Consider the following 13958-nt stretch of genomic DNA (forward strand, 5'->3'; position numbering starts at 1 on the left):
ACAACTCAACGGCCAGTTAGCTGATTGGAAGATTTTAGCTGTTTCTAAAGTTCACCCTGCATTAATCATTGACCGGCGGCATCAGCCCTTTGCTGTAATGCACATCACCTTTTGCGTCGATAATTACACAGTCAAAACCTGTGAACTGGTTAACTAAAGCCAGGCCTTTCTCAACACCGAGTACAAACACTGTAGTGGATAGCGGATCCGTGTCGAATCCGTTTTGCCCTAAAATACTGACTGACACCACTCCACTCGCTGACTTACCCGTACGAGGGTTGATTATATGATGAACGCGCTCACCGGTCGCCGGGTCAATAAAGTATCGCTCGTAGTCGCCAGACGTTGATATTGCCGTGTTCACTAGCGGCAATAATATTGCCACCTCATCGCGTGCTGACGTCACCTTTGTGTGATCTAAACCACGCGGTTTTTTAATCCCTATCACCCAAGGCTCACCGCGTTTGTCGCCAATAATACGGCTGTCACCACCCGCGCTAACGGTCGCATGTTTTACGCCCTGTTGAGCCAATATACTCGCCGCTCGATCTACGGCATAGCCTTTAGCAATCCCACCCAGGTCAATTTGCAGATTGGGCTGCGTAAAAAACAAACGGTGAGCCACTTTATCATGCTGGATAAAACGGTAGTTCACCGCCTTCATGAGTTGCTCACGCTGCTTCTCGCTAGGCTTACGCTTTTCCCGATAGTCGTACTGATGCCCCACGGAGGCAAAACTGATGTCAAAAGCACCGTCGCTTGCTCGGCTGAAATAGAGTGCTTTGTCGATAAGGCGCGACAGCTCCGGTGAAATCGACATCGGCGCCAATCCAGCTTCACGATTGACTTTAGACAGCTCACTATCGGCTTTATAAGGACTCAGCGTGTCATCGATACGACGCATTTCGGACATCACCGCCTCGATGGCCAAGCGCGCCCTCACTTCATCTTCATGCCATAGTTTTACGCTCACCGACGTGCCCATAATGGACTGCTCGTCGCTATACCATTCAGCCAACGCATTCGTGGGAAAGATAACGTAGTAAATGAAGGCAACCAGGATTGACGATCGAAGCGTCTGACAGCTTATTTTGGGGAGAGACATTTCAACAGCTCGCTTGCGAGTCACGTAGCGTTAGTTTGGAGAGGCTATGCTAAGGGGGCACTAGCGGAATGTCTATGCGCAGCGTGTTGTGAAGTGTGAAAGGGGAGGAGCCAGGTGATTAGCTCCCGACCCACTCAAATCGATAACGGTCTTGGCTCACTTGCTTTGCAATAATCGTGAGCAACTGTGCAATCTCTTGTGGCGCATTCGGACGCAATTCAATATCTCCGCGAATGTCGTAAGCGCCGTTCAGCGAAAAGGTTGAAATAATATCCAGGCCCATTGGCCCTTCAATATCCTCTACGGTTGCACGCATACCACCCGCACCATCGGCTTGCAGATCAAATGCCATAGAGCCTATATCCATCCACACCTGGCTGTTGTGATAGCGAGCATCGCTCCAACTACCTTGACCCGAAAGTGCCACAATCGCATTATTGCTAATCTTCAACGTATCAATTTTGGCAAAAAATTCACCGCGAATACTGACAGGCATCCACACTTCAGCGGCCGCCGCAGGCACGGTAATTTCAACATCACTCAGTTCAAGATCACCGCCAACAGTGGAGCAAGCAACACCAGAAATCGATTGATCAGATAACTCGGCAATAAATTCTGCACATGGATTGAGCGTTAATACCGACAAAGGCCGCAACGACCAACTAAATTCACCCAATGAAAAGGCGCCGTTAGGATAGGGTAAGACAACCGTCGCCGCCTTACCTGCCCACAAGGTGCCAGACACACCCGACATTTGCGCAGGTGGATTGGCGAACCAAACACCCCATTGCGCAGGAATATTTTTGATCACTAATACCGACCAAAAAATAACGAGCAGTATGATCCACTGAGTTCGACGCATAACTATTTCTTAATTCTCACTGTCGCCATGACTTTGCCCGCTTCGTTACCGGCAACCATATTAAGATCTTCCACAACGGCTTCGTATTGGTTTTCTAACTGATGCAACCAAGAAACCAAATTTGCCAACCCAACGTTGTCAAAACGCACAGTGGCTTCCTCACCATTCCGACTTGGGTTTAGAGTCACAAAACTTAAGCCGTTGGCTTTGGTCGTTGTATCAATCAAGCTGGCAATATTCATGTCCTGCGGAGCATTGCCTTCGCTCGCCATACTTTCATGATATTTTAACGCGGCCGCTAAACTCTTGATTCGAGCAACAGATTCGGACGCCGCCACGTAGCGATTATTCGCTTGTACTTTTGCATTCGCCAAAGGCTTCACACCGAGCATCCAAATACAATACAAGCCTACACAAATACTCAAAATCAGTAGCGCAATTTGATCGCGCCGAGATTGTTGTAAAAACCAATTCACAGTGTCGACCTCGATACTATCATGCGCGCTTGCTGCTGCCCGCCTTGTTGACTGGTGTTCTGCAAGCGTGCCTGCAAACCGGTTGAATTAATGGCGTCACTTAAAGAGACAACGCTACCGTAGCTACTCGCTTCGAGGGTCAGTTGAAGGTCGCCGGTTTGATTGGTGTAACGGAGGCTTCGCAACGAGATATCATTGTTATTCGCAATGAGTGGCGCTACTTTGCTGTAAAACTCCATTAAACTGCCTGCGTTGGGTGTTGTTTCAAACTCGGCCACTTTTCGCTTCAATTGTTTTTCTGGGTCTTGCACACGCCCTTCAGGCACAACTTGACGATAAACTTCGACGCCTTGTGCCATTAATTTTGCACGTTTGCTATCAAGCACCTGAATTTGCGCGACATTCACTGCCACGAACGCAAATAATGCAACAGCTCCCAAAATAGCAACCGGACGCCACTCTTTAAACCAACGTTTAAACGGCAACTGGCGTGCGTAGCTGCCTTGGCGTAAATCGACACTGGCAACATGATTGACAGCAATACGCTGCCACTCGTCCGCAACTAACGTATGGGTATGCTCTTGATCGACACTTTCCCGCAGCGTTTCCGGTAATCGAGCATATAGATCTCGAATAACATCTTGATTCTCGCCAATCAGCAGTAACTCTTCCGGCAGAGGATGTTCGTTACACAGGCTCTGTAAAACAATATTTGCCAAACCTAACTCAAGAGAAAAGCCCAACCCTTCACCATAATGGACACTCAGGGTTTCACCAACACTGAGCGTCCAAGCATTATCTTCGCGAGGCAGCAGCAGGGGTTCTGGAAAGGCATGCATGATATCAACGCCACAACTTTCCAACTCTTCGAATTGTTGTGCAAGCCACTCATTATCGAGGTAGGCGGTAACTACTTTATCGTCATTTATATTCCCTAACGCAAAATGCAAATCGTCCAGCTCACTCGCCAGTTGCTCTTCGATTTCATAGGGAACAAGGCTGCGAAGATGCTTGCGCTCTTCGGAAGAAAATCCAACGGATTGAGTGACTACTTTCGACCCATCAATTAGCAAAGTAATTTCACTACCATTGAGTTCTTCCTGGATTTCATCAAGCCCACCTTGCTGTGGTTCATCGACCCATGCGCCTGATTCATCACAACGACGCCATTGGTACCAAGGACCACCTTCGTCACTGCGGGATATCAATTGTATAAATGCATTAACTGTCATGCTGTTTTCTCATTCGCAAAAATATTTTTTGCTTTTTACTTACACTACATATTAGTAACTGGTATAGCGTCTCGACACGGTTGTCACTTTACCATCCGTGCGCGACAAGCCACTGCGCACATAACGTATTTGCTCACCTACCGAGGTTTTTGCGTGCATTAAAAAGAAATTAGTGCTCACGCCAAAGTCGCTAGTGTCTAAATTTGGGATCGCATTTTTTATTGCTGCATTGTTCGCAAAATCAGCAACGTCTTCAAAAGCTTGTAGCGTTCTCTCCTCAACGATCGTTGCCACATCTTGCTCTGACAACGGAGTCAACAAGCTTTGATCGTTAATCGAGCGCAACACTTCGGGTAATGCCGTATTCACATTGAGCGACGCACTCGTATCTGGTAACACAGCCACCAACGGCTCGAGCTTTTGGTATAAAGCTGGCGTAATACCTTTAACCATTTGCAGTTCACTCACTGAAAAAAACAGTTGGTTGGCCGGTGTATAAGGAGGCGACAAGTTGTTGTAATACAAACTCTCTGCGCCACCAAACCCTTTTAGGTTTTCACCATCATCATCAACCCAATCAATCACAGCTTCAGTTATTTCTATCGCTTCTTGCTGCGTCAACTGTTCGTCTTCAAAAATTTGCAACAAACGTATAAAGCGTCGTTGGGCTGGAGAAAACTGTAAATGCAATGGCGGATTTGGGTTATTACCCGGTACCGTCCAATTTGCAGCAAGGCTGTTTAAGTTAAAACGTCCTTGCGCATCCTCCAGCTTCACTTCCATCATCCCATCATCCGTGGGCAGCGTGACCTCAGTTGCCCACACTTCACCGAGATGATCGTTGTCCGAATTATTGGCGTCGTCTTCTAAAAAATGCGCTGCCAGTGTTTCCGTCGCCAACAAATAATTTTGCGCCTGCAAACCATGCCAACGATTTTCAGCTTTGGCGATACTCAACGTAAACCGTTCTTCAAATTGCACACCGAGCAATGTCACGACAACAACAATCATCATCGCTAAGATTAAAGCTGTACCGCGTTGATGCTGTCTACCCGAAAACGCGTGTTTCACTTGACGCCCTCCGGTATTGCAAATATTCGGCTCACATCGCCCAACCCACCCATTGCAATCGTAACTTCAATCGCCGCAGGAAGACCTTGAGCTTGCCCGCTATTGCTATTACTGGCATTCGCCGGCCAGCTGTTTAACCATGTGGCATTGTTTAACGTTTTTGCCTCAGCTGATAAAAATTTAATATCAAAGGTTTCGACGCCTTCAGCCAATAATCGTCTACCCGTGGGTTCACTATCATAGGGCTGATTCCTCTCTGCCCAATAATCACGCCACAGCTGGCCATCCTGCCAACGATATCCAACGCGCTGTAAATCAGACCGCTGTTGCCGCAATGGATTGGCCCACCCATCGCGCACCATCCGCAGAAAATATTCACCCTGTAAAAAACTTGTACCACTTAATGTCGGGTCGCCACCTAAAAAAGTTGGCGCGCTTGAACTCCCTCCAATTGCTGTTGAAGTGGCAGGCAACTGACGGTCAACGACATGATGAACATCGGTGGCCATTATTTGCCATACTGTCTCCAACCGACTAACGTCATCCAAAATACCTCGACTAGCTTCGTCAACGGCCAAGGCCCGATCAAAAAACATGTAGGCAATACCCGCAACCATGACAGATAGCGCTAGCGAAACGAGCACCTCTATCAATGTAAACCCGCGGTTTGCGCTAGGGCTGAACATTTCCGCCACCCTGCGACGACTGTTGAGCTTCACGCATGTAACCTACCACGGTCGCCATGATGTCATCTTTCGATAAACCCACTGACACTGTTTGTTGCCAGATACCATAGTCTTTTTGGTTTTCTGCTTGGCTAGAGGTAATCTCCCAATACCAATCGCGTCCGGCCATTGTCGATTCACCAGTCGCCGTACCTTTAAGCACTTCGCCACTTAGTCGCTGCTCTACACGCAACGACTCGATCTGGTTTTGCGCCACCCAGTAGGCAAAGTTTTTATCGCGTATATATTCTCCGCCGTTAACAAGCTGAAGCATCTGCGCCATCAACGCTGGCAACGCTACCGCAACAATCGCCAACGCCACTAGCACTTCAACCAGTGTAAAACCTCGAGCGTGTTTGTTGGCAATTGGCTTAGCCATTTATAAATATTCCAAGGCTTGTTCTGGCGATAACCACTCTACGTTACCGGTACGCTCAGAGGTTAAAACCAGTTGCTGATCGATAATGGAGGCATCAAACAATGTCAGCAAAAAATTAGTAACTTCACCTCCTGGATAAAACACAATACTTGGCGGTGGCAATTGAGTCTGCAACTCATCATCGATACTATCGAATTGATTACCTTGACCTTCTTTAATCAATTCTGCCAATTTGTAGAAATCTACTAGCTCACCATCAACTTCAAGGGTCAGCTCGATATTATCGGGGAAACTATCTCCGGTTAATGGCTTTTCAGCATCGACCCAGATGCCTCCTCGATAACGCATCCATACATAACGCCAACTAAGTTCTTCATTGGGCGGCATAATTAACAAACCGATCGGCTCACCGGTTAAAACCGCCCGGTCTGTCGCCAACGTTGCGAACGTTAGCAGTTGCTCTCGCTGTTTCTCGAGCTGCGATTTAACGTCATTTGGATCTTCAATATTGATCGACAATATAACGAATGATGAGAGTAGTGCGATGATAAACATCGTCACTAACATTTCGATCAAGGTAACGCCGCGCTCAGCTTTACAGCCCATTACTCAACCCAGGTAACAAGTCGTCGATTACTCAGCCTCCAAGTCATCAGCGTCTTGCCAATTCCCGATATCTGCGTTAGGACCTTCACCACCCGGCAAACCGTCAGCACCCAAGGTATAAATATCAAACTTGCCATTTTCTCCTGGACTAAGATAAGCGTACTCGTTACCCCAAGGATCCTTTGGCACCTCTTCTAAGTAACCATCTTCTTTCCACTTACGAGGCACGGGATCCAATGTTGTTTTTTCTACTAGCGCATCCAAACCCTGTTCGGTGCTAGGAAAATTGTAGTTATCGAGCTTGTAAAGTTTTAACGCCGTTTCAACTGATCGGAAATCAGCAAATACTTTTTGAACCCGCGCTTTGTCTGCCTCACCCAATAGGTTCGGTGCCACAATACTGATTAGCAATCCCATGATCACCAATACCACTAGAATCTCAATCAAGTTGAAGCCTTGCTGTGATTTCATGGCTCTTTGTTTTGAGGGACGGTTACGCTTCATAATCTACTCCTACTCGTTGTTCTATGTCGCATTTGCCGAAGTCAATGCGTTTTCGCTACACCAGCGTATTAATTTGAAATATGGGCAGCAATATCGCGAGCATAATCAACATCACCATACCACCCATGAACACTACCGTTAGCGGCTCTAATAAGCCCATAGTAGTGCCTAACATCATTTCCAATTCGCGCTCTTGGTTTTTTGCTGCGTGAGACAGCTGTTCTGATAAGGTTCCGTTTGCTTCACCTGACGCGACCATTTGCACCAACAACGGCGGAAATATTTTCGCGCGGTCTAATGCCCGATGCAGGCTAGAGCCTTCCTGCACCGCAACAGCAACTTCTTCACTGCTGGTCCGTAGGACGCGATTATTGAGTACTTGCCCAGCGATGCGTAGCGCTTCCAACAACGGCACTCCACTACCCAACAAAATCGACAATGTCGCTGAAAAACGTGAGCTATCCGACTGAACAAGAACGTCATTAATAATGGGCACCTTGAGTAAAACTCGATGCCACCTCAAGCGGTTTTTTTCGTTTTGAAGCCACTGCCTAAACAGAATAAGCGCACCGACAATAGCGGCTAGAGTTAACGCTCCCCAATAGGAGCCGACAAAGTTACTAAGAGCAATTAGGATCTCTGTAATTGCCGGCAAACTTTTATTGGAGTGCTCAAACATTCCTACTAGCTTTGGCACAACGAAAATCATTAACGCCGTTACCACGGCAAAGCTGACACCGAGCAATACAAATGGATAAATCATCGCCATTTGTAATTTTTGCTTTGTGTGCTGACTATTCTCCGTATACTCCGCCAAACGCTCCAGCACCTTACCAAGAAAACCCGCAGACTCGCCCGCGCGTACCATCGCGCGATACATATGGTCAAATGCACGCGGATGCTCACCTAAAGCCTGGGCCAGGCTTCGACCTTCCAACACTTTTGAGCGAACTTGAAGCAGCAACGCCTTGATCGATTCTTTGCGGGCTTGTTTGGCCGCAACCTGCAACGTTTCATCTAACGGCAAACCCGATTGCACTAGCGAAGCAAGCTGGCGAGTAATGAGCGATAGATCTTTGCTAGAAAGACGTGCGCTGCGCTGAAACAACGACACTTTTGCCGTAGAGTTTGCTGCGTTTTCTTTAACTGAACCACTAACACTTTTAACCGTGAGCGGTTTTAATTTTTGCGAACGCAGCTGGCTACGAACCTGACGTTCGGAGTCGCCCTCCACCATACCTTTTACGGTTTTACCGGCGGTGTCGAGTGCTTTGTAACTAAATGCGCCCATGTTAATTTTTCACACTTTACGCGGTTGCGGTAACACGCAACACTTCTTCGATACTGGTTTGGCCACTAATCACTCGGTTACGCCCATCGTTTTCAATGGATTCGCTGGCCGAACGCGCGTACCGTATCATCTCTTGCTCACCTGCCGACTCATGAATCATTTGTCGCAACGTATCGTCAATCTCAATTAACTCATAAATACCTGTTCGGCCTTTGTAACCCGTGTGATTACATGAAGGGCAACCTTCAGGGTGATACAACTGAGCATCAGCCGGAATACGGAATCGCTCTTGTTCAGATTCTGTTGGCGAGTAAGGTTGTTTACATTCATCACACAACACACGTACTAAACGCTGCGCCATTACGAGCTCAATACTCGATGAGAGTAAGAAAGGCTCGATCCCCATGTCCTGCAATCGAGTAATCGCACCAATTGCCGTATTAGTGTGCAATGTCGACAATACCAAGTGGCCCGTTAAACTCGCCTGCACGGCAATAGAAGCGGTTTCACTATCACGAATTTCACCCACCATCACCACGTCAGGATCCTGACGAAGGATCGCGCGCAAACCACGCGCGAATGTCATATCCACTTTGGCATTGACTTGTGTTTGCCCAATACCTGGCAAAAGGTATTCCACCGGATCTTCGATGGTTAAGATATTACGACTGCGGTCATTGATGTAACTTAAGCCCGCATAGAGTGATGTCGTTTTACCCGAACCTGTTGGACCGGTAACCAAAATAATGCCGTGAGGTTTTTTCAATGCTCGCTTGAATCGATCATTAACCGCTGCAGGCATATTCAATTGATCTAAACCCAGTTGCCCGGCAGCTTGGTCCAACAAACGTAGCACAACACGTTCGCCATGCGCAGACGGAATCGTTGACACACGGATATCAACACCGTGTCCCGCCAACTTGACACTGATACGTCCGTCTTGTGGTAGCCGTTTTTCAGCAATATCCAACTTCGCCATAACTTTGAGGCGCGACACAAGTACTGGCGCTAGCTCAGGTTTAGGCGACAACACTTCCGTGAGCACTCCATCAACACGAAAACGTACGGCAACACGATCTTCAAATGGCTCCAAGTGAATATCGGAGGCTTTATCGCGTACCGCCTGCGACAAAATAGCGTTAATGAGCCGAATTACCGGCGCATCATCTTCACCGGAAAGTAGATCAGTATCTTGAGGGATATCATCTGCGAGACTCGATAGATCATACTCTGAGCCCATGTCGTCTACGGCGCGCTGAGCTGCACCATCACCACTTTGATAGATGGCCGTCAATTTAGTTTGGAAGTCTGCATTAGAAATTTCTTTGCACTCAAATTCTTTTCCAATAACACGACGAATTTCGAGCAACACCTGTAGCGACAAACCAGGTTTGTGAAATAGCTGGCCACCTTCCATCAATACGCCATAGTCGGACGCAAAGCCGAACGGCAGCCTCAGTTCAGTAACCGACTCTTTGGCATCAGCGTTAGCAGAGACCGGCAGCTCTTCGCCCGGATCTAGCTCAACCGCATTACTCACTGCGCTGCCTCCGTTTCTTCGGCTGCTTGCTTGGCGGCATGAATTTCATCTGCTTGTCGAATAACTTCATCCCACTCATCCAACATCGGAACATTCTTGTTTTTTAGTAGCAGTGAGTTGTAGCCACTGTGTTTAGTTTGTTGATCGCGAATATGACGATATTTTTCACCCGTTGCACCGCGCAACTCTTCATCTGTACGAATAATCGTCGGCTTAATGAAGATCATCAAATTGGTTTTTTCAGTCGTACTGCTTCGCGATCGGAACAATGCTCCCAAGCCGGGTATATCACCCAATAAAGGAATTTTAGTTTCACTTTGGATCAAGTTATCGCGAATTAAACCGCCAAGAACAACGGTCTCGCCGTCTCGGACCATAACGCGAGTTTCAATTTTTCGTTCGTTGGTGATAAGCCCCGCACTCGCCGCTTGCTGCGCGATACTAGACACTTCTTGGTTGATATCTAAAGCGACTTTGTCACCCTCGTTGACATGCGGGGTAACCTCTAAAATAGTACCAACGTTTTCACGATTGATTGTTTGGAAGGGGTTTTGTGGATTTGAAGAATCACCCGTAGACGTAAAGCTACCGGTAACGAACGGTACCGCTTCACCGACAACAATTTTCGCCGTATGGTTATCGGTAGTAAGAAGGTTCGGCGTGGAGAGAATATTGGCTCCACCTGAGCCTTGAAGTAAATCAATCAAAGCCAAAAGATCATAGTCTTCTCCGATGCGACCTAACCCAATAGATTGGCCAGCGACGCCCGCCAAGGCACCCGCTAGTTTTGTCAAACCATCTTCTTGATCTTCCTCCAGCGCACCGTCAACTACGCCTGCCAAGGTTTCCGCACTGTTGCCCGGCTTGAAGCTACTAGCAAAGCCGCCGTTATCGTTACGATAGAGCCATTGCACACCTAAACTCTTTGCAAAACTATCCGACAGCTCAACAATAATGGCTTCAACCAGCACTTGGGCTCGCTGAATATCAAGACGATCAATGATTGATTCAAGATTATTTACAGTTTCAATGTCTGCGGTAATGATCAGCGAGTTGGTATCAGAATCAGCTTCGATAGCGGCCAGCTGGTTAGTTGGCTTTTCTTCTGGGCTCAACTTTGCCATGTTCTGCACGACACTGGTCAGCACCTTGGCGACCTGTTCGGCATCCGCGTATTCAAGATAAATAACGCGCGCATTACCACTTTGAGGTTGCGGCTGATCAACACGGAGTATCAACTCTTTCACTCGAGCGCGCTGCCTTGGCTCACCAGTAACAATTACTGAATTAGTGCGTTTGTCTGCTATGACTTGCAACTTGGTACCTGCGGCTTTAGTGGCCGGGTCATTATTGCGTTCGATTTGCTCGAGCATGCGCACCATTTCATCGGCCTCTGCATACTCCAGTTTAATCATTTCAGTTTCAGGCACTGCCGCCTGATCGATCTGATCTAACAAGCCGCGAATGCGTTCAACGTTATCTACCGTATCCACCATGATAATGACATTACTCGCAGGAAATGCCGCCATGTGGGATTGACCACCTTGAGAAACGAGTGGTCGAATCGAAGGCAGGACTTGCGCCGCCGACACGTTATTTAATTTAAAAATCTCTTGGACATATTGCGCTCCTTTATCATCGCGATTGGACTGCATAAAGGGCAGTGGAGCAGAGCGAGCTTCTTTATTTGGGATGATACTAACAATGTTATCGTTTTCGATTGCCGTAAAACCCAACGTGTTTAACGACGTTAAAAACAAGTTGTAGTAATCGTCCTCACTAATTGGCTGAGAACTCATTACCGTAATCTGCCCTTTTACGCGCGGGTCGATTACCATTAATTTTCCAGTCGCTTCTTGAACAGCCTTTATCACTTCAAGAATATTGGTGTCTTTATAATTTGGTGTGAATGTGCGAGCAGCATCTTGCGCAAACGCCACCCCCATGACACCACACAATGCCGTAGCAGCAACGATGGTACGCAAACCGCCGAATGGTTTGCGCTTATTTAACTTCTTTTTATACCCAATGAGAGCCATGTTGTTATGCCTACTTAAAAAACTTTCACCAATTGGTCTTAATTTAAAATTCACTACTCTAAATCGACGTCGACGTTAACCGTCACACCATCGCGTAATATTTCTAAACTCGCTTGAGATGATGTGCTCAACGAGCGATATACTTCCATAGCACGGCTTGTGCTATCTAAACCGATATTATTGACCGCTGTTACAATATCATTTGGCTGCAAACCCAGCTCTGCAAACAGCTCTGGATTGCGCTTAGGATTAATTTTGAAACCAATAAACTGGCCGTCTTCACGGTGCATATTGACATTAATTAATTCGTTAACTGTTTTTATCTGCGCGGCACTCGGGACCGACTGGCCATTAGTAGGCAATACCGCGCTCGCGAAGTCACGTGCATTGGCAATTTCTTCTGGGTCATCATCTACGTTTGTCGCTCTCGCTGCACGTGGCGCAGAACGCGAGGGGGGGACGTAACGTTGTGACCTTCCAGCGCTCTGGAAGTCATCTTTACCTTGATACAGCCAGAGTGTTTCATAACGACCGTTGTTATCTAGAATCACTCGATCAACCATAACCTTGGCAAGCTTGACTCCGCGCGGACCAAGGGTAAGGTCCTCACCGGGTCCAAATGTTTCTTGCTTGGAGCCATCCTGAATGAAGGCTTTTGCCAAGTTTTCATCACTGCTGGCTACGGTGCCGACCAATTTAAGGTTGAGCTTGGTGTCTACAGCCTCTTGCTCAATACCACTCGGCCCAACATTGACGACTTCTTCACCGCCCACCAACTCACCGAAGAGCGCTAAAGACCTCAAACTCTCGATATCAACACTAACTGAATTACTCACATTGTCGGAAAAGGTGATATTTGAAGGAATGGTAAGAGTCGGCTCTGCCACTGGCGGGGTAGGCATAATCACCCAAAATAACTCCGACAAGGTGTATACCAGCCATACGCTAAGCACAGCGATACCCGCCTTGCGCCATACTGATGCAGGCACCTGCCGAATTTTACTGATGATGGGGTCAAACCGTTGAAGGTTGCCAGCCACGCTATCAGCGACATTACTACCAGTCGCCACGCCGTACTCTCCTAACCTAATCTCAAATTAACTAACACCGAGGCGCCATCTCATGGTGCTTCCACGTTAGAGTATTGTAGCGAGGGAATCTCTTCGAAAACTTCCGACCGACGAGCAGTTTTCGCTATTAAAAACCGATTTTTGTGGTCTTCTGTTCAGATTATCTCGTCTTATTATGCCGTGCCGCCATACATGAGCTTGTGATAGCGACACTTGTTGTACCGAGAACCTTCGGATTCTATAGCCTTGATGTAACCTTACGCTATGACACAAGACTCCAAAAGCCCGCTGACTTCGAGGTCTAGGTCACGTATCGTGACCCTCCTGGTCAACCCGAGTGCAATCAATCATTGCGTCAAGCAAGAGCAAATTCACGGGGCAGGGCGGCTTTCACCCCCCATCTTGCTATGACGGCGGCGCATTGCGCACAGGTGAACGGCCTAGTCTTACATAGTCATCTTACAAAGTCATTGCAAGAACCCGGCTTTTTGAACCTGGATTTATCCTAGAGTTCAAGACTACCGAATCAACCCGATTAACGGTAAACTCCGGCCCCACAACGGGTTTCACGCTAGACCTTTAAGCTCCACCAGCCAGAAGAACAGTTTACCTATGACGCAAGTGTTTATATTGCAGAACCAAGACAAACTTTTCCTCAATAAGAAGAACGAATGGACAGACGGCCGAGACCTGGGCAGCCTCTATAAAACTCCCCACAAGGATGAAGCGGTTAATCAAATCTTTGAGGTCAGCTCCAAAGACTACAACCAGCGCATTCAAATGGTGAGTTGCGAGGTGTCAGACAAAGGCCTGCCACAAATTGACCCCGATATCATGCCACCGCCCCTCCCGAAAGAAGATAGCAGTGAGCAACTCGCCTTAGAGGGGGTCGCCGGTGAAACAGAGGATAAGTCTCTGATCTCGGAAGAGACCAACACCACCACGTTTATGGGTAGTTCTGACGCTGGCAGCGCCGAACCTAGTAGCGACATGGCGGTAAACCAGGCCTAAACGCGCTCGATTATATTGATCACCGGTTTGGCGCGATTGTCACGAGG

The 13958-nt window shown here is 47.7% G+C and carries 14 protein-coding genes; 1 reads left to right on the forward strand and 13 read right to left on the reverse strand.

All coding sequences use genetic code 11. The features are described 5' to 3' along the window. Positions 1-61 precede the first annotated feature (61 nt). The 13 genes from ACZ5NB_RS18810 to gspC all read right to left on the reverse strand — a co-directional run bounded on the left by ACZ5NB_RS18810 (position 62) and on the right by gspC (position 12900). Positions 62-1105, reverse strand: a complete 1044-nt coding sequence (locus ACZ5NB_RS18810; protein ID WP_460234284.1) for an FAD:protein FMN transferase — start codon at positions 1103-1105, stop codon at positions 62-64. A 118-nt stretch (positions 1106-1223) separates the two neighbouring features. Next, a complete protein-coding gene (locus tag ACZ5NB_RS18815) occupies positions 1224-1967 on the reverse strand; it encodes a type II secretion system protein N (protein ID WP_460234285.1) in 744 nt (247 codons plus the stop codon). Positions 1968-1969: 2 nt separating this feature from the next. Continuing rightward, complete coding sequence (gspM, locus tag ACZ5NB_RS18820; protein WP_460234286.1) at positions 1970-2443, reverse strand: type II secretion system protein GspM; 474 nt, start codon at positions 2441-2443, stop codon at positions 1970-1972. Then, entirely contained in the window at positions 2440-3675 is a 1236-nt protein-coding gene (gene gspL, locus ACZ5NB_RS18825; protein WP_460234287.1) for a type II secretion system protein GspL, read from the reverse strand. Before gspL ends, gspM begins: the two co-directional genes overlap by 4 nt. A gap of 51 nt (positions 3676-3726) precedes the next feature. Continuing rightward, positions 3727-4746 (reverse strand): type II secretion system minor pseudopilin GspK, encoded by a 1020-nt coding sequence (gene gspK / locus ACZ5NB_RS18830; protein WP_460234288.1) that lies wholly within the window; start codon positions 4744-4746, stop codon positions 3727-3729. Continuing rightward, positions 4743-5432: a type II secretion system minor pseudopilin GspJ gene (gene gspJ, locus ACZ5NB_RS18835; RefSeq protein WP_460234289.1), complete on the reverse strand. Its 690-nt coding sequence runs from the start codon at positions 5430-5432 to the stop codon at positions 4743-4745. Before gspJ ends, gspK begins: the two co-directional genes overlap by 4 nt. Beyond that, the gene (gspI, locus tag ACZ5NB_RS18840; RefSeq protein ID WP_460234290.1) at positions 5419-5850 is read right to left on the reverse strand and encodes a type II secretion system minor pseudopilin GspI; all 432 of its coding nucleotides are present in this window, start codon (positions 5848-5850) and stop codon (positions 5419-5421) included. The genes gspJ and gspI overlap by 14 nt, the downstream gene beginning before the upstream one ends. Then, positions 5851-6456, reverse strand: a complete 606-nt coding sequence (locus tag ACZ5NB_RS18845) for a pilus assembly FimT family protein (RefSeq protein ID WP_460234291.1) — start codon at positions 6454-6456, stop codon at positions 5851-5853. Positions 6457-6483: 27 nt separating this feature from the next. After that, complete coding sequence (gene gspG / locus ACZ5NB_RS18850; RefSeq protein ID WP_460234410.1) at positions 6484-6927, reverse strand: type II secretion system major pseudopilin GspG; 444 nt, start codon at positions 6925-6927, stop codon at positions 6484-6486. An 88-nt stretch (positions 6928-7015) separates the two neighbouring features. Continuing rightward, positions 7016-8251 (reverse strand): type II secretion system inner membrane protein GspF, encoded by a 1236-nt coding sequence (gene gspF, locus ACZ5NB_RS18855; RefSeq protein WP_460234292.1) that lies wholly within the window; start codon positions 8249-8251, stop codon positions 7016-7018. A 16-nt stretch (positions 8252-8267) separates the two neighbouring features. Beyond that, the gene (gspE, locus tag ACZ5NB_RS18860; protein WP_460234411.1) at positions 8268-9668 is read right to left on the reverse strand and encodes a type II secretion system ATPase GspE; all 1401 of its coding nucleotides are present in this window, start codon (positions 9666-9668) and stop codon (positions 8268-8270) included. A 119-nt stretch (positions 9669-9787) separates the two neighbouring features. Continuing rightward, entirely contained in the window at positions 9788-11830 is a 2043-nt protein-coding gene (gspD, locus tag ACZ5NB_RS18865; RefSeq protein ID WP_460234293.1) for a type II secretion system secretin GspD, read from the reverse strand. Positions 11831-11883: 53 nt separating this feature from the next. Then, the gene (gene gspC, locus ACZ5NB_RS18870; protein WP_460234294.1) at positions 11884-12900 is read right to left on the reverse strand and encodes a type II secretion system protein GspC; all 1017 of its coding nucleotides are present in this window, start codon (positions 12898-12900) and stop codon (positions 11884-11886) included. A gap of 612 nt (positions 12901-13512) precedes the next feature. Here gspC and ACZ5NB_RS18875 point away from each other — a divergent pair. Continuing rightward, positions 13513-13911: a hypothetical protein gene (locus ACZ5NB_RS18875; protein ID WP_460234295.1), complete on the forward strand. Its 399-nt coding sequence runs from the start codon at positions 13513-13515 to the stop codon at positions 13909-13911. The last annotated feature ends 47 nt before the right edge of the window (positions 13912-13958 follow it).

The organism is Aurantivibrio plasticivorans, assembly GCF_055392955.1.

Coding starts and splice junctions, on each gene's coding strand:
- ACZ5NB_RS18810 (WP_460234284.1), bottom strand. CDS start 1,105: ATGTCTCTCCCCAAAATAAGCTGTCAGACGCTTCGATCGTCAATCCTG.
- ACZ5NB_RS18815 (WP_460234285.1), bottom strand. CDS start 1,967: ATGCGTCGAACTCAGTGGATCATACTGCTCGTTATTTTTTGGTCGGTA.
- gspL (WP_460234287.1), bottom strand. CDS start 3,675: ATGACAGTTAATGCATTTATACAATTGATATCCCGCAGTGACGAAGGT.
- gspJ (WP_460234289.1), bottom strand. CDS start 5,432: ATGTTCAGCCCTAGCGCAAACCGCGGGTTTACATTGATAGAGGTGCTC.
- gspI (WP_460234290.1), bottom strand. CDS start 5,850: ATGGCTAAGCCAATTGCCAACAAACACGCTCGAGGTTTTACACTGGTT.
- ACZ5NB_RS18845 (WP_460234291.1), bottom strand. CDS start 6,456: ATGGGCTGTAAAGCTGAGCGCGGCGTTACCTTGATCGAAATGTTAGTG.
- gspG (WP_460234410.1), bottom strand. CDS start 6,927: ATGAAATCACAGCAAGGCTTCAACTTGATTGAGATTCTAGTGGTATTG.
- gspF (WP_460234292.1), bottom strand. CDS start 8,251: ATGGGCGCATTTAGTTACAAAGCACTCGACACCGCCGGTAAAACCGTA.
- gspE (WP_460234411.1), bottom strand. CDS start 9,668: ATGGAAGGTGGCCAGCTATTTCACAAACCTGGTTTGTCGCTACAGGTG.
- gspD (WP_460234293.1), bottom strand. CDS start 11,830: ATGGCTCTCATTGGGTATAAAAAGAAGTTAAATAAGCGCAAACCATTC.
- ACZ5NB_RS18875 (WP_460234295.1), top strand. CDS start 13,513: ATGACGCAAGTGTTTATATTGCAGAACCAAGACAAACTTTTCCTCAAT.